Origin of the sequence: Streptosporangium sp. NPDC002721 (genome assembly GCF_042888905.1) — a bacterium.
GTDB lineage: Bacteria > Actinomycetota > Actinomycetes > Streptosporangiales > Streptosporangiaceae > Streptosporangium.
On the sequence record NZ_JBIAQI010000018.1, the window covers coordinates 165402 to 192353 of the forward strand.

Annotated in this window: 20 protein-coding genes; 3 read left to right on the forward strand and 17 right to left on the reverse strand. The window is 66.9% G+C overall.

Translation table 11 applies throughout. The features are described 5' to 3' along the window. Positions 1-516: hypothetical protein (locus ACFYWM_RS25955; RefSeq protein ID WP_389918211.1), on the forward strand; the 516-nt coding region annotated here is incomplete at its 5' end. A gap of 993 nt (positions 517-1509) precedes the next feature. Here the strand turns inward: ACFYWM_RS25955 and ACFYWM_RS25960 are convergent. Continuing rightward, on the reverse strand, positions 1510-2211 hold the full coding sequence (locus ACFYWM_RS25960; protein WP_389918213.1) for a response regulator: 702 nt from the start codon (positions 2209-2211) through the stop codon (positions 1510-1512). After that, on the reverse strand, positions 2208-3356 hold the full coding sequence (locus ACFYWM_RS25965) for a sensor histidine kinase (RefSeq protein ID WP_389918357.1): 1149 nt from the start codon (positions 3354-3356) through the stop codon (positions 2208-2210). Before ACFYWM_RS25965 ends, ACFYWM_RS25960 begins: the two co-directional genes overlap by 4 nt. A gap of 143 nt (positions 3357-3499) precedes the next feature. Between ACFYWM_RS25965 and ACFYWM_RS25970 the strand changes: the two genes are divergently transcribed. Further along, positions 3500-4714, forward strand: a complete 1215-nt coding sequence (locus ACFYWM_RS25970) for a serine hydrolase domain-containing protein (protein ID WP_389918214.1) — start codon at positions 3500-3502, stop codon at positions 4712-4714. A 653-nt stretch (positions 4715-5367) separates the two neighbouring features. After that, on the forward strand, positions 5368-6282 hold the full coding sequence (locus ACFYWM_RS25975) for a CPBP family intramembrane glutamic endopeptidase (protein WP_389918216.1): 915 nt from the start codon (positions 5368-5370) through the stop codon (positions 6280-6282). Between the two features lie 328 nt (positions 6283-6610). Here the strand turns inward: ACFYWM_RS25975 and ACFYWM_RS25980 are convergent, their stop codons facing one another. From ACFYWM_RS25980 to ACFYWM_RS26050, 15 genes are all read right to left on the reverse strand, one after another. Next, positions 6611-6889 carry a hypothetical protein gene (locus ACFYWM_RS25980; RefSeq protein ID WP_389918218.1) on the reverse strand — a complete coding sequence of 93 codons (279 nt, stop codon included), beginning with the start codon at positions 6887-6889 and terminating at the stop codon, positions 6611-6613. Between the two features lie 307 nt (positions 6890-7196). Next, entirely contained in the window at positions 7197-8429 is a 1233-nt protein-coding gene (locus ACFYWM_RS25985; RefSeq protein WP_389918219.1) for an amidohydrolase family protein, read from the reverse strand. A gap of 192 nt (positions 8430-8621) precedes the next feature. Then, positions 8622-9095: a MarR family winged helix-turn-helix transcriptional regulator gene (locus ACFYWM_RS25990; RefSeq protein WP_389918221.1), complete on the reverse strand. Its 474-nt coding sequence runs from the start codon at positions 9093-9095 to the stop codon at positions 8622-8624. Between the two features lie 259 nt (positions 9096-9354). After that, positions 9355-10500, reverse strand: coding sequence for a mannose-6-phosphate isomerase, class I (gene manA, locus ACFYWM_RS25995; protein WP_389918223.1), 1146 nt, complete (start codon positions 10498-10500; stop codon positions 9355-9357). Positions 10501-10819: 319 nt separating this feature from the next. Beyond that, on the reverse strand, positions 10820-12781 hold the full coding sequence (locus ACFYWM_RS26000; RefSeq protein ID WP_389918225.1) for a cellulase family glycosylhydrolase: 1962 nt from the start codon (positions 12779-12781) through the stop codon (positions 10820-10822). Beyond that, positions 12778-13728, reverse strand: a complete 951-nt coding sequence (locus ACFYWM_RS26005; RefSeq protein WP_389918227.1) for an ROK family protein — start codon at positions 13726-13728, stop codon at positions 12778-12780. Before ACFYWM_RS26005 ends, ACFYWM_RS26000 begins: the two co-directional genes overlap by 4 nt. Further along, the gene (locus tag ACFYWM_RS26010; RefSeq protein ID WP_389918229.1) at positions 13725-16115 is read right to left on the reverse strand and encodes a glycoside hydrolase family 2 protein; all 2391 of its coding nucleotides are present in this window, start codon (positions 16113-16115) and stop codon (positions 13725-13727) included. The genes ACFYWM_RS26005 and ACFYWM_RS26010 overlap by 4 nt, the downstream gene beginning before the upstream one ends. A 344-nt stretch (positions 16116-16459) precedes the next feature. Further along, on the reverse strand, positions 16460-17482 hold the full coding sequence (locus ACFYWM_RS26015; protein WP_389918230.1) for a LacI family DNA-binding transcriptional regulator: 1023 nt from the start codon (positions 17480-17482) through the stop codon (positions 16460-16462). Positions 17483-17551: 69 nt separating this feature from the next. Next, complete coding sequence (locus ACFYWM_RS26020; RefSeq protein WP_389918232.1) at positions 17552-18598, reverse strand: LacI family DNA-binding transcriptional regulator; 1047 nt, start codon at positions 18596-18598, stop codon at positions 17552-17554. A 121-nt stretch (positions 18599-18719) separates the two neighbouring features. After that, complete coding sequence (locus ACFYWM_RS26025; RefSeq protein WP_389918234.1) at positions 18720-19589, reverse strand: carbohydrate ABC transporter permease; 870 nt, start codon at positions 19587-19589, stop codon at positions 18720-18722. 14 nt (positions 19590-19603) lie between these two features. Then, entirely contained in the window at positions 19604-20539 is a 936-nt protein-coding gene (locus tag ACFYWM_RS26030) for a carbohydrate ABC transporter permease (RefSeq protein WP_389918235.1), read from the reverse strand. A 103-nt stretch (positions 20540-20642) separates the two neighbouring features. Next, entirely contained in the window at positions 20643-21974 is a 1332-nt protein-coding gene (locus ACFYWM_RS26035; RefSeq protein WP_389918237.1) for an extracellular solute-binding protein, read from the reverse strand. A 138-nt stretch (positions 21975-22112) separates the two neighbouring features. Further along, positions 22113-23192, reverse strand: coding sequence for a LacI family DNA-binding transcriptional regulator (locus ACFYWM_RS26040; RefSeq protein WP_389918239.1), 1080 nt, complete (start codon positions 23190-23192; stop codon positions 22113-22115). A gap of 374 nt (positions 23193-23566) precedes the next feature. After that, a complete protein-coding gene (locus ACFYWM_RS26045; RefSeq protein ID WP_389918240.1) occupies positions 23567-25084 on the reverse strand; it encodes a condensation domain-containing protein in 1518 nt (505 codons plus the stop codon). A 505-nt stretch (positions 25085-25589) separates the two neighbouring features. Then, positions 25590-26948 (reverse strand): cellulose binding domain-containing protein, encoded by a 1359-nt coding sequence (locus ACFYWM_RS26050; RefSeq protein ID WP_389918242.1) that lies wholly within the window; start codon positions 26946-26948, stop codon positions 25590-25592. Positions 26949-26952: the final 4 nt, after the last annotated feature.

Genomic DNA, 26952 nt, shown 5'->3' on the forward strand with positions numbered 1-26952 from the left:
AGCGGCAGCCTGAGCTGCCCTTCCGGGATGTCGTGCGGCTCCTACAGCGTCAGCGGGCTCGGTAATCGAAAGCAGCAGGTCCTCAACGCCGGCGGCAATACGCTCGACCTGGCCGTCGCCATGCTGGAGACCGACAACATGTCGACCAACTACGCCTATGGCGACAACAAGTCCTACGACGCCGCCAACTTCGGCATCTTCAAGCAGAACTGGCTGATGCTGCGTACAGCGTGCAGCAGGTTCAAGGGGCAGGGCAGTAGCAGCTGGAACAACGGCGCGGCGCTCAACAGCAACCTCAGCGCCGACATCTCCTGCCTGCACCAGAGCCAGAGTCACTACGGCATCAACACCTGGTTCGCCGGACACCGCAACGGGGAGACCGGGCTCAACAACCCCAACACCTCTGACATCAACGGCTACAAGGCGGCCATCTACTGGATCCGCGACCAGATCAGCAAGAGCTCGTCGAACCTCAGCAACGACACCCGCTTCTGGGTCCAGGTCCAGCCGATCTAACAGGACGCGATCTCGAGGCCGACACCGTTGAGGACGGTACCCCTGGCCCATTCAGGGGTACCGTCCTCTCGCCGCAACGACCGGTCAGCCGCGTGACTCCACCAGAGCGTTGAGGTGGTCGGGGTGCGATGCCAGTTCCTTCGACACCCGCCGCGACCTCTCCGCCACCAATCGTCGGCTGCTCACGATGACCGGCCATCGCCCTGCTCCACTCTCAGCATCTCGATCGTTCGACTCAGGCAGGTGACCTGCCTCTCATGGGCGCAGTCACAGGCGCGATACCTGCCGTCGACCACGACCTACCGCGTGATCCCAACAGGCGCAGGCCTTAACCGACATGTTCAGCGACATCGGACGATAGCGCCTCCGACGCCTGTGAGCGAAACTTAACCAGTAAACTAATTAAGATCTTTTGTAGTTCGACATCTCGTTTCTATCGCGCCATGGAACGGCTCTGATACGGCGCGGCTCATGGAGGTGCTTACTTAAGCTCTCTCTTCGGAAAGCGGCCTTCAACCGGTTATTCCGAGCACTTTCTGGGACGTTGAGGGATCCGAAGGCGAGGACCTCTCGGATGAGCCGCCGAAGTCGCCCACGTCTTTCTCGGTGGGTGTACGCCGGGGATGACAGTGCCTCACATCGTGAACTTACCCGGCTGGGATATTGCCCCTAACGCATACTCCCAGGGCCGACCCAGGTGAATGAAAGAAATTCAGACATTGTTGAGGCCCTCGGTCGTGCCTGATAGCCCGGACAGCAGGCCGACCTCCATGGCGGCGGCGGGGCCGACGGTTTCAGCGGTTCGGCTGGCGTGGCGCGCAATCACCGGCGGCATCGATGTGTCCGGCCGTGGATGCCATCAGTGGCATCCCTGCCGGAGTGGGCGGCGGCTCTAGCACTGGCCTGTCCGTCAATCTCTCCATGGCAGGCGTGGCCAGGCGAGCAGTACCAGCCCCAATGCGTCGTCGACCAGGCTTCGAGCCCGGCCGGCGGTCAGCGATGCCGATCGGGTGGGCGATCAGGGCCGGTGTTCGCCGATGACGGCACGACCAGGCCGGTCTCGTATGCCACCACCACGGCCTGGGCCCGGCTGTTGAGGCCGAGCTTGCTCATCGTCCGTTTGACATGAGTTTTGATCGTCGCTTCGCTGAGCACCAGGCGGTCGGCGATGTCAGCATTGCTCAGGCCGGTGCCGACCATGCGCAACACTTCCGTCTCGCGCGGGGTCAGATCGCCCAGCCTCCCGTAGGCGCTCGTAGCCCGGTGCAGTTTGGCGTACGCCTCGATGAGCCGGTGCGTGATTCGCGGCGCGATGAGGATGTCGCCGGCCGCGACGGTGTTCACGGCCGCGATGATCCGCTGTGGCGGCGTGTCCTTGAGCAGGAAGCCGGAGGCCCCGGCGCCGAGCGCGGTGTACACGTACTCATCGAGATCGAAGGTGGTGAGGACGACGACGCGAGGGTGGTGTTCGCCATCGTCGGCGAGGATGCGGCGGGTGGCCGCGATGCCGTCCATCACCGGCATCCGGATGTCCATCAGCACGAGGTCCGGCCTGGTCTCGGCGGCGAGGGCCACGGCCTCTGCGCCGTCGCCGGCCTCCCCGACAACCTCTATTCCGGGTGCGGCTCGAAGTAGGGCGACGAGGCCGGCCCGGATCAGGGCCTGGTCGTCGGCGACGAGAACGTGGACGGTCATCGCGCCGCGTCGAGCGGCAGGCGCAGGGTCACGGTGAAGCCGCCCTCCTTCGCGGGTCCGGCGCTGAACATGCCACCGTAGAGTTCCGCGCGCTCACGCATGCCTCGGATGCCGTGTGACGCCGGCGATGCGTGGACGCGGTTCCCTCCGTTCCCGTCGTCGCTGATCCGGACCATGAGAGTGTGCGGACCGTAGTCGACCTCGACCCGTGCGCAGGCCGGGCCGGCATGTTTGAGGATGTTGGTCAACGACTCCTGCACGACCCGGTAGGCGCACAGATCCAGCCCTGGTGGAAGCGGGAGCCGACGGCCGGTCACCGACAGATCGACCTCGACTCCGGCGTTACGCGTACGGTTCACCAGTTCCTCCAGTTGGGCGAGCCCCGGTTGTGGACGGTACCCGGAACCTGAGACGGATTCGGTGTCGGCCGCCACGTCCAGCTCGTCGCCGGGTTCGATCCGCAGCACGTCGAGCAGGCGACGCATGTCCAGCAGCGCCTCTCGGCTGGCCTCGCCTGCGGTGACGATCGCCGTTCGCGCCGTGCCCGGGTCGCTGTCCAGCACGTACTCCGCCAGTCCCGACTGCAATGAGACGACCGACATGTGGTGCGAGACGATGTCGTGCAATTCCCGGGCGATGCTCACACGTTCGTCGGCGGCCGCGCGCGCCGCCTGCGCCGCCAGCCGCTCGGCCCGCAGCGCCCAGTTCTTCGTGCTGTCGCCCAGTGCCCAGACGCCCGCCATGATGAGGCCCACCTGGACGACCTGCGACCAGGCGGCGGCACCGGCGGGCGCGTCACCGGTGAAGTAGGCGATCATCGTCGTGGCGATCGTCGCCAGGAACATCACGGCCGCGACGCCGGGTGGGCGCAGCATGGCGACAGTGAACATGCCGACCAGGATGCCGACGCCACCATTGGGGAAGTCGCCGTAACCGAGCAACGCGTATGCGGTGAGCGCGCCGACGATCACCGCCATGGTGAGCACAGGTGCCCGCTGCCGCATTGCGATGGGCACGACGGTGAGTACGGCGACGACACCCTCGGCCCACGGAATTTGGCCGCCGTGCTGTTCGTTGAGTGTCACCATGGTCAGCCCGGTGAACGCGACGGCCAACAGCACGTCCACCAGGATGGATCGCAGCATTGTCCGCACCGGTCCCACGATATCCGCCGATCACCGGCCCGTAACCGGCCGATCGGGGTACTCGTGGTTACCCCCGGAGGGGTAGCCGAAGTTGCCGTCGTCGGGTGACGACCCGCGCCGATGTGATCCGTAGGTTCAGCGGCGTGACAAAACGACGAATCAGGGCGACCACATGCACCGCCATCGTCCTGGCGGGCGGGATGGCGCTCGGGGTCGGCACCGCCGACGCCGGCGCAAGCCCCCGCCACGACCTCCGGTCCACCTTGCAGCACGACGCCGACAGACTGCTGAAGTACGGCGCGCCGGGCGTGCTGGTCGGCCTCGACCGGGCACGCGGCGACATCACGGTGCGCAGCGGGCTCGGCGACACGGCCAAGCGGACACCCGTGCCGTGGGACGCGAAGTTCCGCGTCGGCAGCTTCACGAAGACGTACGTCTCGGCGACCGTGCTGCAACTGGTCGGCGAACGCCGGCTGTCGCTCGACGACACCGTGCACCGGTGGCTTCCCGGACTGCTGACCGGTAACGGCAACGACGGCCGCACCGTCACCGTGCGGCAACTGCTGCAACACACCAGCCCGGTGCCCGACTACACGGGCAAGCTACCAATGATCATGAGCCAGGAAGTGTTCGAGCGGGACCGGTACAAGACGCTGACGGAGAGGCAACTCGTCCGGCTGGCGATGACCCTCCCGCCGCGGGACCTGTCCAAGGGACAGTGGGAATACTCGAACACCAACTACATACTGCTCGGAATGATCATCTCCCGGGTCACCGGGAACACCTGGCAGGAAGAGGTGCGCGACCGCATCATCCGGCCGCTGCGCCTGCGCGGCACCTCCATACCGAAGACCAGCCCGGCCATCCCCCAGCCGCACGCCGTCGGGTACGAACGCTTCCCGGGAGAAGGCGCCTCACAGGAGGATCCCAAGTACGGCGAGTTCCTCGACGTGACCAGGTTCAATCCATCCCTCGCCGGCGCGGCCGGCGCGATGATCAGCACCACGGACGACGCGAACCGGTTCCTGCGGGCACTGCTGAGCGGCCGGGTGCTGAAGCCGGCCCAGCTGGCCGAGATGAAGAAGACCATACCCACCAGCAAGGCCTTCCAGGGATTCCTTCCAGGCGCCCGCTACGGGCTGGGCATCATGCTCATCCCGAACTCCTGCGGCGGTCACTGGTCCCACGGTGGCGACATCTTCGGCTTCATGACCCGCAACGGCGTCAACCACGACGGTTCCCGCAGCGTGGTTGTGTCGATCAACACCGACTCGCTGAAACCCGATCCGGGCATCCCGTATCCGAGGAAGGACGTCACCCTGGATCTGGTCGACCACGCCCTGTGCGGCGGCCGGTAGCCGGACGGGAGGGCACCGCGACTCTCCTTTGACCACCGGGCGGCAGTCCAGCCCACGAGTCCAGCTTCCGGTGCTGGACGAGGAATCCGAGCGGCACCTCGTCCGGGAGTTCGCCCATCACGCAGGCCGAGGAGCGCAGAACGCCCGCGCGGACAAAACCGTTCCGCTCGACGGAGCGCGGCGCCGCGGCGTCGTCCGACAGCGCTTCAGTCTGCAGCCGCTGCAGACCGCGTACGACGAGACCGTAGTTGCACAGCACCGCAACCACGTCAGTGCCGTAGTCCTTGCCGCGGGCCGACGACGGCATTCCCAGCCCGACGCGCGCGGACCGGTTGTGGCTGGTTCAACGGGCGGCCCGTCGTCTTCGATCCGGAGCGCTACCGGCGGCGCGACACCGTCGAACGCTGTTTCCAAAAGATTAAGACCTGGCGTGGTCTGGCTACCCGCTATGACCAAGCCCCGGAAAGCCACAAGGCCGGACTCCGCCCCTGAGGCTCGATCATATGGTCGAAGCTCCCCACCTCAACCACATGATCCGAACTCTGAACAGCTCTCTGGCTGTACTCCCATTCGGGTGTACGCGGGAATGACTGGGGGGTCCGTGCCTGGTGTGCTCATCACTGTCAGTCGAGTTCCCCAGAGGAGAAGGTGAAATGGCAGTCAACAGCCGGCCGGATGTCGAGCGATATCCGAGCCAGACCGGGCTTCGAGGCCTCATCCGTCGTAGTCCGCTGATCAGTTTCTTCGTGCTGGCCAACCTGATGAGCTGGATCGCCTGGGTTCCCTACATCCTTTCGGCGACCGGCCTGGGGGTCTGGGATTTCACGTTCTCCTCGCAGCTCCTCGGGGTTCTCCCCGGGGCCTACCTCGGCCCCATCCTCGCCGCGTTCATCGTGACCGCGGTCGCGGACGGCAGGGAAGGCGTCCGTCAATGGGCCAGGCGGATGACGAAGTGGCGGGTCAGCTGGATCTGGTACCTCGGGACCCTACTCGGTGTTCCCGCCACCATCATCGTCTCCGGTCTCGCGCTGTCCGGCGGGGACATCCATCTGCCACCCGTCGTCGTACTGGTGGCCTACCTACCGAGCCTACTGATCCAGATGGTCACCACCGGTCTGGCGGAAGAGCCCGGCTGGCGTGACTTCGCCCTGCCTCGCATGCAGCGCAGGTTCGGTCCACTGGGCGGCACCTTCATCCTCGGCCCGCTGTGGGGCCTGTGGCACCTGCCGCTCTTCCTGAGCGAGTGGGGCGGCTGGCCGGCTGTCACGTGGATGAGGGTCGGTGAGTTCATCGCCTTCTGCTGCGTCTTCAGCGTGGTCGTCACCTGGGTGTTCAACAGGACCGGCCAGAGCCTGCCGCTCGTCATACTGCTGCACGTCGGCGTCAACAACTTCATGTCGCTCGCCTACTCGGACATGTTCCCCTCGATCGCCGACGCCGAGCAGGCGTCCCGGGTCACCCTGCTCGCGGGCACCGTGGCGGCGATCGTGGTGATCGTCGCGACCCGCGGCCGCCTTGGCTACCGTCCGGAGGAGGAACCCGCCTCGGAGATCACACATCAGAACTGAACGACATGTCGCAGTGCGTCAGTTTCCGCACGGACAAGCGCCGACTGAACAGGTAGCCCTCGCCTATCGAGCGGCGCATGCCGCGCGGGAACGCCTGCTGCTCGTCGGTCTCGACCTTCTCGGCGACCGCGGGCAGACCCAGACTCTCGCACAGACCGAGGATCGCCCGGGTCAGGGTGTGCCGGCCTCAAGGCGGTGCTCAGTCAGACTTGACGGCATGGATCGGATACCCAAGCTCGCGAAACCTGTCCACGTCGCGACGCACGGTGCACTCGCTGATATCGCAGCAAGGGTGTCTCGCGTGTCCGGCTGCGCGGGCGAATCGTTTCTAGCGGCTCATCGCGGTGAGCCGGGTGCGATTCCGGCCATGTTCGCCTTCAGCATCGCCTGCTGGGTTCGCGTTCACGAGGTTGATGTGCTGCATCGTCGGTTTCCTCACGTGGCAGGGGAAGGCGATGCTCCGCGTCACGGCGGCGGGGCGAACGCTGACGGTGCCCGTTGGCGCGCAGGCGACGGCGGCCGGAGCGGTGGAGCCGGAGCGAGCGGCGAGGATTCCGCCGGTCAACCCGGTGACGCCCAGTGCGCCCAGCACGCCCAGCGCGGTCAAGGCGCCACGGCGTGAAACGCCCGTTCGCGGGGAGGCGGTCGCTTCGGCCGGTGTTCCGGCGCCGGCCTCAGGGGAAGGTCCGGCCGGGGCGGAGCCTGGTCGGTCGTGGTCGGGCATGAGTATCCTCCGGGATCGGTCTGGAATATGGCGGTGAAGTTCTTGTGCCGGGAATTGGGTCGGCCCGCGGGCCGGTTCGTTCAGCGTGATCATCCGCGTTCCGGGAATGATCGCTGTCTCCTCCGGGCGGGGCGGCCGGGTCTCGACGGCCGCGCCGCGGGTGGGGACGCTTTTGCTCGACCGGCCTTGGTCAGAGCTTGGCGCGCGTGCCGCGGCGCCATACGGCCTGGATGTTCAGGGTGTCGGAGATGGTGGTGGTGGGGTCGCCCTGAACCAGGAGCAGGTCGGCGCGCAGGCCCTCGGCGATGCGTCCGCGGTCGCGGAGGTCGAATCGCCGGGCGGGCACGGAGGTGGCGGCGGACAGCGTCTCGACGGGACTCAATCCGGCCTTCACAAGCATCTGCAGTTCGTGATGGACGCTCGCACCGTGAGCGAGCCCGCCAAGGTACGGCACCGCCACGGAGGCGTCGGTGCCGACGAGGATGTCCACTCCGGCGTCCCGCAGGGCTTTGACCGAGGCCAGGACGTCAGAGAGTTTGCCTTTGGGGTAGCGGTTGAAGCTGCTGTTCAAAGTGGCGAGCCATTCCTTGCTCAACCTGGAGCGCACCCGGGGATCGGCCGAGAATTCCTTGCCGGTGATACCGATCATGGAGGCGTCCAGGACCACGCAGGGTACGACGAACGCGCCGGACTTCGCGATCAGGTCGATGATCTCGGGAGTGTGGGGCTTGTCCATGAACAGGTGCACGAGACCGTCGATGCCGGCCTCGATCGCCATCCGAGTGGCGTCGACGGTCAGGGTGTGCGCGACGGTCAGCTTGCCGAGACGGTGGGCTTCGGCGACCCCGGCGTTGAGGGTCGCCTGATCGAGCATCGGCAGCCCCGGTTCCCCCAGGACCGTCCCATCGTCGATCATGAATTTGATGTAGTCGGAGCCGCCCGCGATGAGTTTCGGGATGAAGGCGACCGCCTCCTCAGGCGTGGTGCAGAACGGCATGACGAGGTCCGCCATATCCCCCTGGTCGTCCCCGCCACCAGGGGGGCCGCCACCAGGGGGGCCGCCGCCGGGGGGGCCGTCGCCGGGGCCCTCACCCTCGGGGAAGAGCTCCTCGGGATGGCCGCCGGGAGGCGTGATGCCGAACCCCGCCGAACGGACGTCCGCCACGGCGTCGTTGTCGGTGATGTCCGCTCGATGACCGGCGGTCGATCCTCCCTGCATCTCCAGCTCCGTCGTGACCCCGAACGTCAGAGCCAGCGCCAGAGACTCGATGGAGGTGTGCACATGCGCGTCGAACAAACCCGGCAGTAGCGTCATGCCGCGCGCGTCGACGGTCTCGGAACACTCCGGAAGCGGCCGCGACGGACCGGCGCCGTGATCGCGTGAGGCGTCGACAGCCAGGATCGTCGTCCCGTCGATGACCACGGTCCCCGTGCCCAGCACGCGTTCACCGTCGAAGATCCGCGCATTCGTGATGGCGGTAGCCATGAGGTCCCCCTAAGGCGAGCCGCGCGGGCGAGTCCCGCGCGGCCATATGCATGATGTACTGCACATGTATGACCTACAGCATAGATACTCGAGCTGAGAACATGCTGAGAACGGGGGCGAAACCGACGATCACGATGCATCGTCCCTGCTCAGGGCACTGGTCGCATCGGCGTACTTGAGCAGCAGGCGGGCGAACTCCAGCCTTTCCCCGGTCGGCCAGTCCTTGGTGATGTGCTCAAACGCCTGCCGGTGCTGGCTGCGATAGCGATCGCGCAGGACGACACCCTCCTCGGTGAGGCGCAAGACGGTCCGCCGGCCGTCGTGCTGGGAAGCCGCCCGCTCCAGGTAGCCATTGGAGATCATGTCCGAGACGATCCGGCTGGCGACCGACGCGTCGAAGCCGAGCTGCTCGGCGATACCGCCGACCGTCATCTCACCAGCCGCCTCATCGATGACGTTGATGATCAGGTTTCGGGACAGATCCTTGCGGTCGAACTGTTGTTCCCTGGTCTTCACCAGATGCGTACGCCGTCGAAGTCGTGCGAACGCCGCACCGACCGAGTCAAGCAGTTCGTCGTCAGCCGACCGAGATCCATCTACCACGGTCTCAGCCTAGTCCCGATGTACGGAGTGTTTCGGTGAGGTTCGCCTGCTGAGCGCCACTTGGGCAGGCTTACGGGGAGTGCGAGAACATCTCTGGCTGCATATCTGTCATCGAGTGTGACACGGGCGGAGTGAGTGGGATCGATACCGCCGCGTGGTGCGTCAGACCGTGGGTGTCGACAAATCGCCGGCAGGACAGCCGAGACGTCAGCCAGCCGGTGGGGCAGACCCGCCGCAGCGTCACTATGAACATCATCTGTCAGTCGGTGCCCGGCTCGGCCCAGAAGACCGTTCCCGAGCCGCGCACCTCGACGGGCCCATGGGCGCCGGGGACGAAGGCGGACTCGCCGGGGCGCAGGGTGTGCCCGCCGGTCGCGATCTCCCCCTCGGTGCACAGCAGGATGCGCGGCACCCCGCCCTGGAGGGTGAGGCCGGGACCGAGGACGGCCGTACCGAGGCGGAACTCGGGTGCCGGGGTCCGGTAGAGGTTGCCGGACGGCTCGATCCGCAGGGCCGGGACCGAGGGGTCGGTGACCCGCAGCAGTTCCTCCACGTCCATCGGCTTGCCGGTCAGCCCGGCGCGCAGCACGTTGTCGGAGCCGCCCATGATCTCCACGCCGAACCCGCTCAGGTAGCAGTGCAGGACCCCGGCGCCCAGGAAGAGCGCCTCGCCGGGCCGCAGCTCGTGGCGCCGCAGGAACAGCGGGGCCAGGCACGCGGGGTCTTCGGGGTGGATCTCCGCCAGGCGGACGACCAGCTCGTTGTCTGGGCCGCCGGCGGCCGAGGCGGCCCGCGCGATCGCGTCCAGCAGCTCGGCCCTGCCCTCCTTGGGCCACTCCACCAGTGCGCGCAGCGCGGCGGAGGGGTCACCGGCCGCCAGCGGGGCGACGATCGGCTCCAGCGCCGGCAGGCCCAGCCCGTCGATGAGCGCGGCGGCCTCCTCGGCCGGCCGGAACCCGGCCAGCGCGGTGAAGGGGGTCAGCGCGCAGATCAGCTCGGGCTTGGGGAACGGATCGACGTAGGTGCCCCGGACGAAGCCCTCTTCGGCCTGCTCGCGCGAGGGGTGCACCTGCAGCGAGAGCGGCAGGTCCACCGCGATCAGCTTCAGCAGGTACGGCAGCCGCGAGCCGAATCGCTCGACGGTCTCCGGGCCCAGCTCGGCCACCGGGTCGGCGGCGACCGTTTCGGCGAGGGAGTGCCAGGTCCCGCCCCGCAGCACCGACGAGGACCCCGACGGGTGGGTGCCGAACCACATCTCCGCCTCGGGCAGCTTCGCGGAGGAGTGGCGTCCGGTCAGCGTGGCGATGGCCGTGTGCGAGCCCCAGTCGTAGTTCTTCACGGGGTTACGCAGACGGCCGATCGTGCCGACCGTCGCGCGGGCGGCGGGGGTACGGGAGTCGTTCATGATCGTCTTATGTCCCTGTGTTCGTGAGGGGAGGCCGAGTGAGTGGCGTAGAGCTCCGATGCCAAGCACCCCAGGTGTGCCTGCCGAGCGCGGCTTGGGCAGGCCCACGGGAGATGCGAGAACATCTCTGGTGGCACATCCGCCACCGAATGTGATGTGGACGGAGTGGGTACGAGACGCCGCCGGTGCGGGCGCACTTTCGGAGGTCGAGACGTCTCGTCGATGGTGCGGTTCTGGTCCCCCAAAAGCCGGTGCCGTCGTCACCGGTCGTTTGAGGCCTCGTGCGGACGCCGGCTTCAGGCGTCCGCACGAGGGGTTGTCATTCAGCGCGTACGTTGTCGATGTAGAACGTGCCCGAACCGGCCCAGAGGTAGATGCCGCGGATATCGGCCAGATCCTGGGCGGAGCACGACAACCCGGAAAGCAGGTCGGCCTCCACCGTGCCGGCGGTGTCCGGATTCTGGTAACCCCACGTCGACTGGCACCAGGTGAAGTCCGGCCCGGTCTGGAAGGCGACGCTGGTCGAGGTCCCCGTCGTCGTGCTGCGCAGGTCGAACTTCACACTGCCCTTGGCCGACAGGTCCAGCGGTTCGGGCAGCGTGACGCCGAACCAGCCACCTCCGGTGGCGTCGATGCGCAGGCTGCCCGTGCCGTCGGTCGCGTGCTGGTCCGACGCCGCGACCGTTCCGGCGTCGGTCTGCCAGTTCGCGGACGCCCACCCCTGGACACCGTCCTCGAACGAGGCGATGACCACGGCGGCGCCGGGGTCGGGTTTCACGACGATCGACACGATGGCCGTGTTGGAAAGGCGCAGCAGCGTGTCACGGACCGTGTAGTTCGCGTCGGCCTTTCCACTGAAACCGGCGGCCGGGGTGAAAGTGATCTTTCCTGGTGCCGCCGAGAAGGTGCCCGATGGGGTGACTCGCGAACTCTGCCGCCCCGGCCGGCCCGGATCGAGATCGATGCTGTCGTCGCGGATCTTGGCCAGGTAGGCGATGTCGTTCGCCGTGACGCCGACGGTGACCGGCGTGTCGAAGGTGGTGACGCCGGTGTCGTTGTCCGCCACCGGCTGGAAGATCGGCGGCTTGCCGCCCATCATGGCACCGGCGTTGGTGATGGTCTGGCACACCGGGCTGGGGCAGTAGACGGTGAAACCGTCGTAGTCCGGGTACAGAGTGCCGTCATCCTGCGTTCCGGCGATCATCCAGTAGTTGAAGCCATCACCACCGCCGAGGATGAAGGCATCCAGCCAGGCGCGGTACGCCGGGTTGCGGGTGGCCTTGTCGAGGAGGCCGAACTCGCCGAGGACGACGGGTTTGCCCAGCCTGCGCGCATCCGTTGTGTGCCGCGTGATCCACTTGGTGCCCCAGGCCGCGTCCTTGGTCCAGTGGTCGGGGTACAGGTGAAGCGACATGAAGTCGATACTGGGAAGCGAGGCGAAGGCGAGGGTGTCCACGCCTTCGGAGCAGTCGTCCGTGAAGTCGGTTCCCGAGGCGCTGCAGTAGAAGCCCTCGTCGCCGACGCTCACCAGGTGGCGCCGATCGATCGATTTCACGTGCTTGGACATCTGCGCCACCCATGTGTTGAGCGTGGTGGTGGAGCAGGCGGGGGACGTGGGGTAGTTGCCCGAACCTTTGCAGCGCGGCTCGTTGGCGAGTTCCCAGGCCATGACGGTGGGATCGTCCTTGTACTTGATCCCGGTGATGGTGTTGACGCGGTTCAGCAGGTGGCTGATCCAGTCGGCGTACCACTTCTTGATGGTGGGATTGGTGTAGAAGTCGTCGTGGTAGGTGCCCTTGGCCCAGCGAACGTACTGGTCGATGCCGCCGAACGCGCTCCAGTTGTTGACGAAGGGGATGATCAGCTTGATTCCCGACTGGCGCGCTTTCCATAGGACGTAGTCCAGGTGCTCCAGGCCGTCGGCGCCATCGTTGTAGGCGGGCTTGGCGCCGTCCCAGTATTGGAAGTAGACGCCGTCCTCCTTGTGGTGGATCGAGTCGCTTCCATCCTGGTTGCCGATGTCGAGCGAACCCCAGGTGCGGATCACCGAGAGCTTGGCCGCCTTCGCCCTGGCGAAGACGTCGTCGACTTCCGCCGGTGAGCGGTACATCAGGTAGTAGTTGTTGGTGCCCGCATAGCGGAAAGGTTCACCCTTGAGCGTGAACTGCGATCCGTGGCGAGCGACGAAGTCCGACGGGGATGCGGCGGCCGGGGTGGGCGCCGTCACCGTCAAGCCGGAAGCGACGACCATCGCGGCGACGAGCCACCGGGTCCATCTCATAAGGGTGCTCCTTGGGGGGTTGGGGGGTGGGTGACCGGGGCTGGGCTGGAGGGGGCCAGGACCAGGGCCGCGGCTCCCAGGAGGCCTGCGTCGCGCCCCAAGGTGGTGGGACCGATGCGCAGCCGGCGGGTGTAGGGAAGGCAGGAGCGATCCGTGACCGCCTGGCCGAGAGGGCCGAACAGAACCGATCCGGCGGCGGCGACGCCGCCGCCGATGACGACGCGGTCAAGGTCCATGAGAACCGCCGAGGTGAGGAGCGCGGTGGCGAGCGCGTCTGCCGCCCGGTGGAAGGCGGCCTCCGCGATGGGATGCTCGTTCGCCGCGGCCAGGGCAAGGGCATGCGCGTCATGCCCGTCCCAGCCCCGGCGCCGCGCCCACGCCGTCATGCTCGGGCCGCTCGCGATCGTCTCGACGCAGCCGAACGAACCGCAAGGACATTGATTACCGTCTGGATCGACGACGATGTGACCGATGTGACCGGCGTTTCCGGTGGACCCGAGGTAGGGGACGCCGTTCAACACCCAGCCACCGCCGATGCCGGTCGACACCACGACGCCGAGCAGGGTCTCCGAGCGTCGGCCCAGGCCGGCTCCGCGCCACCACTCTCCCAAGGCCATGCACTGGGCGTCTCCGGCCAGGCGCACCGGCCGATCGGGCAGTACGGCGGTCACGGCGTCGACCACGGGGTGATCACGCCATCCGGGGATGTTGACCGGGCTGACCGTTCCGCTGTCGATGTCGATGGGGCCCGCGCTCCCGATGCCGATGCCGTGCAGTTCGCTCGCCGGGACATGGGCGAGGACCGCGTCGATGACCGCGCGGAGGGCGTGGTCAGGCGATCCGGCCACCGCCAGCGGCACTTCGTAGCGCACGAGGATCCTGCCGGCCGGGTCCACCGCGGCCGCGGCGAACTTCGTGCCACCGATGTCGATGGCCAGCACGCTCATCGAAGGCCCTCGTTCAGGACGCGCAGCACGGGCGAGCGGACCAGTGCCGCGACGTCCAGGTCTCGGTCGGTGTTGACGGTGATCTGCGCGACCTCACCGGGGAGCAGGGTCAGCAGCATGTCGTCCACCGTCGCGTGCGGGTCGAGGCGGTCGGGGAAGATCGCCAGGTCGCGGAGGATGGTGTGGGCGCTCACGGAAATTCTGTAGCCGTCGGCGACCCGGTCCACGCGGGTGTCGTACCGCGCGGCCGGCCAGTCGATCCCGATGTCCTCGGCGAAGAAGCCGAAGGCACGGTGTTCCCTGACGGAGGCGGTGATCAGTTCTGTCGCCGGATCGTCCGGTACGGAGACCGTTTCGGGAAGGGGGATGCGCTGAACACTTCTGGCGTCCGCGGAAAGCGTCAGGATCTCCTTGGCGAGGAGGTCGCCGTCCAGCCTGGAGCGGATCGCGGTGATCTCGCCCTGCCATGGATCGGGGCTGTCGTTGATCACTGTCACGACACCGTCGCGAACGGTCAGCAGGCGGTCGGCGTATATCCGCCGCAGGGCATGCCACAGGGGCTTGCGGTGCCCTGCGCTGTCGATGACCGCCCACGACGTCACCGGCCAGCAGTCGTTGAGCTGCCACAGGATCGTGCCCATGCAGTCGGGCATCTGCGCTCGGAAGTGTTCGATGCCGTAGGTGATGGCGCGCGCCTGGTTGAGCTGCGTCAGATAGTGCCAGTCGTCGAACGTCCGAGGTTCGGGCAGGTGCGGGCGCAGGCCTCGCAGCAGCTTGGCGTTGCCGTCCTCGGCCTTCTGGTGGTGAAGGACGAGTGACGCGTCCGCGCTGAGTTCGCCGCTGATCGCCTGGCGCATGACGGCGTAGGAGGGCGGCCCCTGAAAGCCGAACTCGGCGACGAAGCGCGGCCGGAACGTGCCGTAGTGAAGGTAGTCCTCGCGGTTCCACACGTCCCAGATGTGGATGGTGCCCCTGGCCGGGTCGTTGGGCGGCAGGTCCGGTGCTCCCGAGTACGGCGACCCCGGCCAGTACGGACGTGACGGATCGAGTTCGGCGACGAGACCCGGGAGCAGGTCGAAGTAGAAGCCGCCGCCCCAGGACCGGCCGGCCAGGGCGTCCTGCCATCCCCAGTCGGCGTGGCCCTCGATGTTCTCGTTGTTGCCGCACCAGAGCACGAGGCTGGGGTGCGGGCTCAGGCGGACGATGTTCTGCCGGGCCTCGGCCTCCACCTCGCTCCTGATGGGCTCCTCCTCCGGGTATGCGGCGCAGGCGAACGGGAAGTCCTGCCAGACCATCAGGCCCAGTTCGTCGGCCAAGTCGTAGAAGTCCTCGCTCTCGTAGAGGCCTCCCCCCCACACGCGCAGCAAGTTGACGTTCGCGTCGATCGCCTGCCCGAACCGATCGGCCAGGAGCTCGCGGGTCACCCGCGTGGGAAAACAGTCGGCCGGAATCCAGTTGACGCCCCGGACGAAGACCGGCGCCTGATTCACCGCGATGGTGAAGGCGTCGCCGTCCAGCTCGACGGACCGGAAGCCGACCATGCGGGTCCAGACCTGGTCGCCCAGCCGCACCTCCAGCGTGTAGCGGGCCTGGGGGCCGTGGCCACGAGGCCACCACAGGGCGGGTGAGGGCACGTCGAGCGACAGCACTCCCTCCTGCTCTCCGGCGGCCAGGACGATGTGAGCGGACACGCCGTCGATCTCGGCGGTGACGGTCGTCGGCTCGTCGACGCAACCGTCGATCGTGACGTGCACCTCGACCCGCCCGTCCACGCCGCCCAGGGCCGGCCGCGTGGTGATCAACGGCCGCACCTGCGCGAGGCGCGCCCCCGTCCAGCTCTCCAGGGCGATGGGCTTCCAGATTCCCGCGGTGACCAGTGTCGGGCCCCAGTCCCACCCGAAGTTGCTCGCCATCTTGCGGATGAACTGATACGGCTCCTTGTACGCTCCCGGCCGGTCGCCCAGCGCCTCCCTGAGACGCTCGGCGTACTCGTAGGCGGAATCGAAGATCACAGTGAGGCGGTTGTCCCCCTCTTCGAGGAGGTGACGCACCGGGAACCGGTACGAGCGGTGCTGGTTGGCGGTTCGCGCGACCTCCACCCCGTTGAGGAGCAGCGTGGCCACCGTGTCGAGACCCTCGCAGACAAGGTCGGTGTTGGCGTGCTCGTCAGCCGACCACTGAAAGATCGTCTCGTAGGCCCAGGTGGTGCGACCGATCCAGGCGAGCCTGACCTCGTTGTCGTCCAGGTAGGGGTCGGGGATGAGGCCGGCGGCCAAGAGATCGGTATGAACGCACCCGGGCACGACCGCCGGCACGTCGGCGATGGCGACCTCGTCCGACACCGCTGTGAGCGTCCAGCCAGTGTTCAGCAGATGGGTGGTGGTCACGAAGACTCCTCAAAGATTAGGTCGCGCCGTCCGGGGCACCGAGATTCGCCCCCGGGACAGGGTGGACTGAACCGGTACCGCCGTTGGCGGTCATGCGTGTCGCGCACGACAAGGGATGCCGTGGACGGAATCCGTCCCGGCCGAACTGGCCATATGAGTGCGTTCACGTGCTCTCGCCCAGGCACGTAGGGGGACTTCCACGAAGAGCGCCCGCTCTCGCCCGATCCCTTCCACACTCCAGCGCTTAACCGAGTAAGCATCTTGAAAGTACGGCTTGAATCATGGTGGTGTCAATGAGCTGTTCCCCACCATGTCAGGTGGTCGTCCAGGTGTCGCGAGACGGCTCAGGAAACCTCGTCCAGATGGCCCGTACTGTCTCGGACCACCAGCCGCGGTACCGGCACCTCGACATGCGCGGGCCGTTCGCCCGCTATGGCGCGCAAAAGGAGTTGCACCGCGCGTCCTCCATCGAGAACGGCATCCCGGCTCAGCGCGGTGATGGCCGGCCGGACGAGCCCGCAGAGAACCGAGTCGTCCCAGGCGAGGATCGACAGATCGGCCGGAACCCGCAGGCCGAGTTCCTTGGCCACGCCAAGCCCGGCGACCGCCATGATGTCGTTGTCGTACACGATGGCCGTGGGCCGCGGGCGCGTGATGAGCAGGCGGCGGGTGGGGTGGGCCCCCTCACGGGCCGTCCGCGCGGCCATGACGATCGATGCCGTGATTCCGTTGCGGTCGCACGCGGCGGAGAAGGCCTCGATGGCGTAGAAGGGGTCCGAGCGCGTCTCAGGACCGCCGATCCGGGCGATGTGCCGATGCCCGAGCGCCGCGAGATGCGAGATCACCGCCTCGCTCGCTCGCACAGGGTCGGTCCACACGTGAGGGGGCCCTTCGTGGTGTTCGGGTTGCCCGAGCACCACGGCCGGCATCTCCATCTCGGTGAGCGCGTCCGGCCGCGGGTCGCCGATCTGCGGATCGCACACGATCACACCGTCCACGCGCCCCTCGGCGCGCCACAGGCGGTAGACCTCCATCTCCTGTGCGCCTTCGTCGACGAACTGGAGCACCAGTCCGAAGCCGTGAGTGGCGAGCTCGCCCTGGATTCCACTGATCAGGCGTCGTCGAACCGCTTCGATGACGCCCCTGGCTCCGCGCCGTCGCAGCGTCATGCCGATCGCGTGCGTACCGGCTCCGCGCAGGGCTCTGGCCGGGACGCTGGACCGGAAATCGACCTCGGTGGCGATGCGCAGGATGCGCTCCCTGACCTCCTCGGACACGCCCGGCCGGCCGTTGAGCGCGTAGGACACCGTCGCACGGGAGACGCCGGCGCGACGAGCGATGTCGCTCATCGTCACCTGGTCCCCCATCGGCCCTCCAGCGGACATCGATCCCGGCTCGGAATCACCATGCTAGACCGGATGATCGGATCCGGATCATCACGCCACTGGATGTTCTTCGCCCTGCCCCGCGAAGACGGGTGCCGAGCTGCCGCGAATCCGTAGCCGGGCCGTCGCGTCCTGGTAGGACTGCGGTTGCCTGCCGTCGAGCAGAGCCAGGAGCGTGCGGGCGGTGTTCATGCCGTACGCCTGGACGTCTCGCGACAGGGCCGTCAGCGGCGGATAGACCATCTCGCAAAGTTGCGAGTCGTCTCCCGCGACGATCGACAGCTCCGCCGGCACGCTCACACCGAGCTTGCGCGCCACGCTCAGCCCGGCGGTGGCCATCACATCGTTGTCGAAGGTGACGGCCGTGGGCCACCGCCGCCCGTTCGTCAGGAGGGACGTGGTCGCCTCGGCACCGGCCTTCCATGTGTAATCGGTGTCGATGATGGCGGACGGCTCGAGTCCGTGACGTGCCAGCGCCGCCCGGAACGCCTCGCCACGCACCCGCGTGTGCTCCAGGGCGGGCAGCCCGGCGACGCGCGCGATTCGCGTATGGCCCAGACTGACCAGGTAGTCGACGGTCTCGGCTACGGCGGCGGCGTCATCGCTCCAGACGGCGGGCATGGACGAATCCGGTCGCGGCCGCCCCACCAGTACCGCTGGGATCTTCATGGTCTCCAGCGTGGCCACCCTGCGGTCCTCCGACCACAGGTCCATGACGATGAGGCCGTCGACGCGCCGCTCGGCCCACCAGACCTCCACGGCTTCGATCGCCCTGGCGTGGTCGGGGACGACCTGGAGTAGCAACGCCGTCTTGGAGAGCGTCAACTGACTCTCCAGGCCGGAGATGAATTTCATGAAGAACGGTTCGATGCCCAAGGTGTCGGCGGGGCGCGCGAGAACCAGCCCGACGGTGTGCGCCCTCGCCTCCGACAGTCCGCGCGCCGCGGCGTTCGGGCGCCAGCCCATCTCGTCGGCGATGGCGATGATCCGCCTGCGGGTCTCCGATGACACGCCGGGGCGTCCGTTCAGGGCGAAGGAAACGGCTCCGATCGAAACACCCGCGCGTTTGGCAATGTCGCTGATCGTCGGTCGCTTCACGCGCCAGATTCCTTCGTCCGATGCCGGCGATCCACGACGTGATCGTCGCGTACGCCACAACTGCTTGGTGAGGAGATTACCCGGGCCTGCCAACGCCGCCCGGCACGCGTCCGGTTCTAGGTCATTTGACCGCTCCGGAGGTGAAGCCGTTGTAGATGAAGCGTTGCAGGACCAAGAAGATGATCAGTGTTGGCAGGATGACGAGGACCGCGCCCGCCGAGATGACCTCCCATTGCGCGCCGAAGGGGCCCTTGAACCGGAACAGGGATGTCGAGATCACCCCCAGTTCCTCCGACGGCATGTAGAGGAAGGGGATGTAGAACTCGTTGTAGATCATGATCCCTTTGATGATCACCACGGTCGCGATCGCCGGCTTGAGCAGCGGCAGGATCACGGTGCGGTAGATCCGGAACGACGAGGCCCCGTCTATCTTGGCCGCCTCGTCGAGCGAGACCGGGATGTTCCTGATGAACTGCAGGAAGATGTAGATCGAGACGATGTCCGTCCCCATGTACAGCAGGATCGGCCCCCACCGGGTGTCGAACAGCCCGAACGCGTTGATCACCTTGAAGGTGGCGACCTGAGTCGTCACACCGGGCACCAGCGTCGCGATCAGGAACAGGGCGATGACCAGCCCGCGCAGCCGGAAGGCGAACCGGTCGATCGCGTACGCGGCCATCGTCCCGATGAGAATGGCTCCGACGATCGAAAAAGCCAGGAGGAAAGCGGTGTTGCCGAAGGCCAGCAACATGTTCCCGTTGTTGAACGCGGTCACGTAGTTGTCGAAGTTGAGCCAGTTTCCCGGCAGTGACAGGATTCCCCCCTCCGCCACCTCCCGCCGCGTCTTCAACGAGGTGGTGAGCATGGTCAGGAGCGGCAGCACCACCGCCACCGAGGCCCCGACCAGCGAAAGGTATTTGAGCGCGGTCGCGATCATGCGAGCCGCCGGGGTTCGGTACCACAGGTTCGCGCGGACCGCCGGCACGGCCATCTCAGAACGTCCTTTCACCGGGCATCAGCCGGCGCCTCGTCGGGAACCAGCCTGCGCTGAATCCAGGTGACCAGCAGGATCGCGACGAGCAGCACGACCGCCGCCGCCGACGCCAGGCCCACCTTGTTGAACTGGAACGCCAGCTTGATCGTCTGGATCACGAATGTCTTGCTCTCCCCCGAGCCCCCCGTCATGATCCAGGGGATCTCGAACACCGACAGCGAGCCGGTGATTCCCAAGATCACACTCAAGCTGATGATGGGGCGGATGGAGGGCAGGATGATGTGCCAGAAGACTTGCGGACGCGTGGCCCCGTCCAGTTCGGCAGCCTCGTGGATCTCGGTGGGCACGGACTGGATCGCCCCCAGGAACAGAACGAAGTTCAGTCCGAGGAAGCGCCATACCGACACCCCCGACAGGGAGATGTTGACCATGTCCGGGTCGCCGAGCCAGAGGAGCTTGTTGTCGATGCCGAACAGCGCCAGCACGCTGTCAAGCGTTCCGCCGGGCTGCAGGAGGTACAGGAAGACGAACGCCACCGCGACGCCGTTGAGCAGGTAGGGGAAGAACAGCACTCCCTTGAAGAAGTTCCGGAAGCGCATGTTGAAACTCAGCACCGTGGCGAAGTAGAGCGCCAGGGCGATCTGCAGCAGCGAGGCCACAAGGTAGAAGAGGCTGACGTAGAAGACCTGGAACAGCTCGGGCCTGGTGAACAACTGGGCGTAGTTGTCCAGCCCCACGTACTGCTGGTCAGGACTGAATCCGTCCCAGTCGGTGAAACTGTAGGAGATCATGTTCGCGACCGGCACGTAGGTGAAGGTCACGAGGAAGGCCAGCGGAACGAGCAGGTAGAGCCACGGGGTGAGACGCCGCCACTTTCGCCGAGGCGGAGCCGCGTATTGTGGCTCGAACGACTTCCCGGTCCGGGCGGTCGACGAGGTGATGGCCATCGAGTGTCCTTTGGGTGCGCATCTCGGACGGGCGTAGGGCGAGTACGCCCGTCCGAGATGATGGCGCTGTTGGTTCGATGCGAAATGACGGGAGAGGAGCCGCTCAGCCACTCAGCTTGACGGTGTCGGCCCACTTGGTCGTCAGCTCGGAGAACAGCCCGTTCAGGTCACCGGATCCGGCGCCGCGCGCGATGTCGATCAGTTTCTGCCGGTAGTCCTGCTTGTTCAGGCCGACCTCCGACTCGTTGTCGATCTTGTTGAACTTGCCGGTCTCGGCCTGCGAGAGCTCGACGAACTCGACACCGGCGTCCTTGTAAGGCTGCAGCGCGCTGGGGAGCGGAGCTCCGGCGACACTGGATATCGCCTGGTTGGTCTCGGAGAAACCGGACTTCTGCACCATCCACTCGAGCCAGGCCCGCGCGGCGGGCTTGTTCTGGGAGTGGACGTTGACGGCGTAGAGGTAGTCGGGCGTCACCATGGTGCAGAACTTGCCGCCGCTCTGAGCCGGGAAGGGCATGTACCCGATCACCGAGGAGTCGAGGCCCGCGTCCTTGGCGGCTTTCTGCATCTGCACGATGGCCCACGAGCCCAGCCACATACTCGCGATCTTGCCGGTGGCGAGCTGGCTCTTGGAGTCCTCCCAGTTGGTGGTCGTGGGGTCGGGCTCCGACAGTTTCCGATTCACGATGTTGTAGAGCAGCGTGTCAGCGATGTTGAGGTCACCGCCCGCCTTCCACGGCTCCAGCGAGGTGGCGAGCTTGTCGGTCGCCTTGGCGTCGCATGAGGGTGAACCGAGAACGCTGGTCCACGCCGTCAGCGGCCATCCGTCCTTGTAGTTGGTGTAGTAGGGGATGGCGCCGCCCTTGTCCTTGACCGCCTGCAGATCGGCGAGGAACTCATCCGGCGTGGTGGGCCAGTCGGTGATCCCGGCCTTCTTCCAGACGTCCTTGTTGTAGACGAAGCCGTTGACGGACGAGAAGGCGGGGATGCCGTAGACGTTACCCCCGACGTGGCTCTTGCTGGTGTAGACGTACTTGTCTTCCAGATCGGTCACGCTTCCGAGCGGTTCGAAGAACTTGGGGTAATCGTCCTTACCGATCGTATTGGGAATCAAGAGCACGTCACCGTAGTTCTCGGTGTTCATGCGGATCTTGACTTCGCCTTCGTAGTCGGTGACGCCTTCGAACTTCACCGTTACATCGGGGTACGTCTTATTGAATTCGGCGGCGTACTTCTTCATCGTGCCGTCGGTCACGAGGTCCGTCCGGTTCGTGAGGACCGTGACGGCGCCGGTGACCTTGGCGGGGTCGGCCGACGCCGCGGACGCGGGGGGTGCTGAAGCACCTGATGGCGCGGGCGTGCCGCCGCCGCAGGCCGCGGCGAGCAGCATCGAGGCCAGCGCAACGCCGCTCAAGACCTTACTGCGCATATCCATGACTCCGTCCTTGGGGGATCAACGGGCACTCGGGTGTGCCGACTGGCGCCGTTTATAAAGCGCTTTAGCCCAAGTGAGCGAAATGGTGCTCACTAAAATACGGTAAGTAAAGTCCGAGGGGCGGACGATGTCGAACCGTTACACGGTTGTTTCGCCGCTCACCCGCGGTGGCGCGGTACTGCCGCGCGGCGTCAGGAGCGCGGGCTCATCGTGCACGTCCTGGACTCCGGCGCCCCGTACCGCGGTCAGCAGCAGCCGGGCCGCGTGCATGCCGTACGCGCCGATGTCGCGGGTCAGTGCGGTCAGCGGCGGGTCGAGCAGCGGGCAGATGGGCGAGTCGTCCCACGCGACGATCGACACATCGCCGGGAACCGACAGGCCGGCCTCCTGAATGGCCGTAAGACCGGCGATCGCCATGATGTCGTTGTCGTAGATCAGTGCGGTGGGCGGTGCGGCCAGTCCCATGAGACGGATCGTCGCCCGCGCTCCGTCCTCGGCCGAGTAGTCCGTGGAAGCGATGGTGGCGGTCAGGCCCAGACGGCGGCCGACCGCCAGAAACGTGTCGCTTCGAATAGCAGTGTGCGCGAGCTGAGGTATCCCCCCGATGCGGGCTATCCGCCGGTGCCCTAACGCGGCCAGGTATTCCACGGCTTCGACCATGGAGACACCGTCGTCGGACCATATGCTCGCGAGCGATCCCGCCGCACTTGGCGGTCCGATCGCGACGGCGGGAAGTCCCACTTCACTCAGGGCCTTGACCCGGCGGTCGCGTACTCGCAGGTCACACACCAGAACGCCGCCTACGCGACTCTCTCGCCACCAGCTCCGGTAGCAGGTGATCTCCTCGGACTCGTCTGCCACCATCTGAAGAAGCAGGCCGTATCCGTGCAAGGAGAGTTCGGCTTCCAGTCCGCTGATCAGCTCCATATAGAACGGTTCGATGCCCAACGTGGTGGGCGGACGCGGCAACGCCATGCCGATGACCCTCGCGCGCGCTCCGGCCAACGCCCTGGCGGCCACACTGGCCTGGTATCCCAGCTGTTCCGCGATCGCGAGTATCCGCTGCCGAGTCTCCTCGGACACGCCCGACCGGCCGTTCAGCGCGTACGAGACGGCCCCCTTGGAGACACCCGCCTCTGTGGCGATGTCGGAGATCGTGGGTCGCTTCACGTGCACCTCCGGTTCGGCGTACTTTCTCGGTTCAGTAACGATCTCCATGGAAGCGGAGAGCTGTCACCTATCGATCTTCTGCCATTACTCACCGTCATAGTTTTTATCACTCATCGCAACGAATCGACACACTTCGCCACGGAACTACCCAAAACATGCAGGTAGATCAGCTATCCGCGTTTCACGCTCGTTACACCGAGGTGACGCGAGTCCCAAGCTAACGCCAACTTACTCGGTTTTGCTAGGGTTGACACCGTTTAGTGAGCGGATGCGCTTCGGCGGGTGAAAGCCGGGCATGCGTATCGTGCCCGAGGACGGAAAGCACCGGGTTCGCCCCCTCGGTGAACGCTCGGCCACCTGCCCGTGACAGCCACCACACAGCGTGCCCCGCTCTCGAAGAGCTCCCAACCGGGAGGCTCAGGTCAGCGTGCCGATCGTTCCCAGTCGGCGGCGCGCACGTAATGGCTGGGTGCGACCACGCCGTGGCGTCCTTCGCGCAGGACCGTGTCGACCACCGCCCCGGCGGCCGCGGAGACGTCGGTGTCGTGCCCGACCCGGGCGACGAGCTCGTCGCCGGCGACCTCGATCCGCGCGGCGCCGGGGCCGAGGGCGAGGTCCGCCGCGGCCTGGACACCGGCGAGATCGACCCAGCACGAGCGGATACGCACCCAGCCCGGCCCTCGCTGCGCCGGGGGGATGCCGAAGCCAGCCGGATCGACGTCGCCGTCACCGCCGTCGGCTGCCGCTGCTGCTGCTGCTGCGACGATGAGCCGCTCGACCCCGCCGAGGAGGGCGGCGGTCTCGTCGGCGGTGGCCAGGCGGGCGTCGAGGCCGAGCCCGCAGCCGAGCGTGCCGTCCAGCCGGTAGATGTCGAGCTCCGCGGGAGCGTCGAATGCGCGGTCGCCCGCGCCGGGTTCCACACCGGCCCTCGGCAGGATCACCCGCGCGTGGCCGGTCGTGTTGTTGACGACCACGTCCCGGTGACAGCGCATGCCGCGGGCCCGCTCCACCGAATCCTTCGCCTCGAACAGCCGTACCGAGTCATAGCGGCCGTACCTGTAGGCCGCCAGGGCCGCGGCGTTCGTCTGGGAGACCGACCGCAGGAACGAGGACGACGCGGTGAACGGGATGATCGTCTCCTGCGCCACCGTGCCGACGTAGTCGCGCAGCTCCGGGGAGAAGCGGTTGTTGCACAGGCAGTGCAGCTGGCACTCCGGGTCTCCGGTCCAGTTCGTCAAAAGCGCCGCGAACGCGGCCATCACGACCGCCGCCGGCCGCGCGCCCGTGTTCGCCACGATGTGGGCCAGTGCCTCCGCGGCGGGCCGGGAGCCCAGCAGGACGTGATGATGGCCGCGGGCGCCGGGAAACCGGGTGGGCAGGCCGAGCGCGCACAGCGGCTTCTCGGCCACCTGGCGGGCCCAGTACCTGACCGAGCCCTCCAGCCGGCGCCGCCCGGCCGGGGTACGTTCGTAGGTGGCCTGGTCGGCGGGATGGTACGCGGCGACGGGAAGCGGCCGGCCCGCCAGCAGGGCGGCGAGTTCGGCGCGCAGGATCGTCATCGCCGACAAGTCGGCCGCCACGTGCGACACGTGCAGGACGACTAAGCATGGAGACCCCGACCGGGTCATCACCCTCGCCCTGATCGGGAGGTCGGCGGCGGGATCGAAGGCCCGGCCGGGCGGGAACCAGCCCTGGCCGGCGCCCGCGGACTCGGCCTCGACCACCTCGGCGACGAGCGTTCCCGACGCGTGCACGAACTGCTCGCCGTCCCGCACAAGGGTCCGCAGCGCCTCCTGGCGGCCGATCAGCGCGCCCAGGGCCGTACCGACCGCGTCCATGGTGCTTCCCCGGGGCACGCGCACCATCGTCGACAGGATGTCGGCCGGGCCCGGCAGGTCCGGGCTGATCCACTCCAGCACGTTCTTCTGACTGACCGTCATGGGCCACCGCCCCGACCGGAGACCCGAGAAGCGGACCTTCAGGTCATTCACCTCCGACCACCACCGGTCATCACAGTTCGCCTCGCATGGGCGCCACACAAAACCCGGCGCGTACTTCTCGTATTTCCCGGGGGTCACCGGCGTGCGGTTCACCGGGGTGATGGGCTTGGTGAGCCGACCGCCATGCCGGCGACGTCCACCGCAGCCGAATGGCCTGTTCAAACCCACTCCTTTGCGCCACCACATCGCCGTCGAGGCGCACGCCAATATGGCACTCGACTAAAATATTCGGTCGAGTGCCATATTGGTATTCGTCGGCGACCGGCCCTCTCCCGATATCGGTGGGAGAAGGCTAAGGAGTGCCATTGAGGGCGTCAAGACATTGAGCGATGTTCAGTTTCTTCTTTTTTCGTCCTCGGGCAGGCACTTCTTCGATTCAACCTCTTGGAGTAAGGAAACCGGTCGGGGCGGGCATGACGACCCTGAGAATCGGCTCCATGGCCGTTCAGAGACTGATCTTTCCCGCTCCCGCGCCGGAGATGACGATGGACTTGACGGAGGACGCTCCGTCAAGGCTGTAGGAATACGGGATGGAGGCCACCGAACCGCCCTGCTGCCCGCTGCCGGAGCCGGTCAGGTAGTTGTTGCGGGCCACCAGGGTGCCGGGACCGGACGAGGCCTCGCCCAGGTGGTAAGGGTCGTCGACGTTCTCGAAGTAGTTGCCCTCGACCAGCACGCCGGCGCCTTCGGTGGAGGCGACGCCGTATCCGCTGACATCAAGGTAGTAGTTGTTGTAGACGTGCACCGGATTGCCGAAGCGCACCCGGGGGCCGCGCTGGGTGATGCCGTCGAGCCGGTTGTGGTGGTAGGTCACGCGCAGGTGACCACTGTCCTCGGAGCCGTTGTCGTCGCTGTGCCCGAGCAGCATGGCCTTGTCGTGGTCATACAGGTGGTTCCACGACACGGTGACGTAGTCGCTGGCGCGCTTGATGTCGATGGCGCCGTCGTAGCCGTTGGACAGCGTGTTGTGGTCGATCCAGACCCGGGTCGAGTACTGGACGTTGATCGCGTCGTCGTCCCAGTTCCTGAAGGTCAGGTTCCGGATGATCACGTTGGAGGCGCCGGAGACGTTCAGGCCGCAGCCGACGATCGCCGCGCCGGAATTACCGATGATCGTCTTGTTGGAGCCGATCCTCAGCATGCCCGAGCAGGAGATCGTGCCCGACACCCGGATCACGGCCGCGCCCGTCCCTGAGGCCGCACTGGTCAGGGCCGAGGAGTTCGTCACCGTGGTGGTGGCCGCGTTGCCGCCGCCGGTCGTGCCGCCTCCCTGGGTCGCCCAGCCGACGAGGCCGGTGGTGTCGGGCGGCGGAGGTGAGGTGGTCGGAGTGGGCGTCGGGGTCGGAGTGGGGGTTGGGGTGGAGGTCGGGCTCGGTGACGGCGAGCCGGTGACCGAGCCTGTGCACGCGACCCCGTTCAGGGTGAAGGAGGTGGGCGCGGGGTTGGATCCGCTCCAGCTCCCGTTGAAGCCGATCGTGGTGGTGGCACCGGTCGCCAGGTCGCCGTTGTAGGGGGCGTTCGCGGCGGTCACCGCGCCGCTGCTCTGGGAGAAGGTCGCGTTCCAGCCCTGCGTCACGGCCTGTCCCGCCGGAAATGACCATTTAAGCTGCCAGCCGGTGAGCGGATCGCCCAAATTGGTGATCGCGATGTTCGCGCCGAACCCGTCGTTCCACTGGGAGGTCACCGAGTAGGTGACCTGGCAGCCCGCCGCCGCGGAGGCCGGTGCCGTGACGAGGCCCGCCGCCAGGCAGAGGACCCCTACCGCACTCCCGAGGATCGCCAGGCGTCGTTGTCGCAAAGTCATGCTC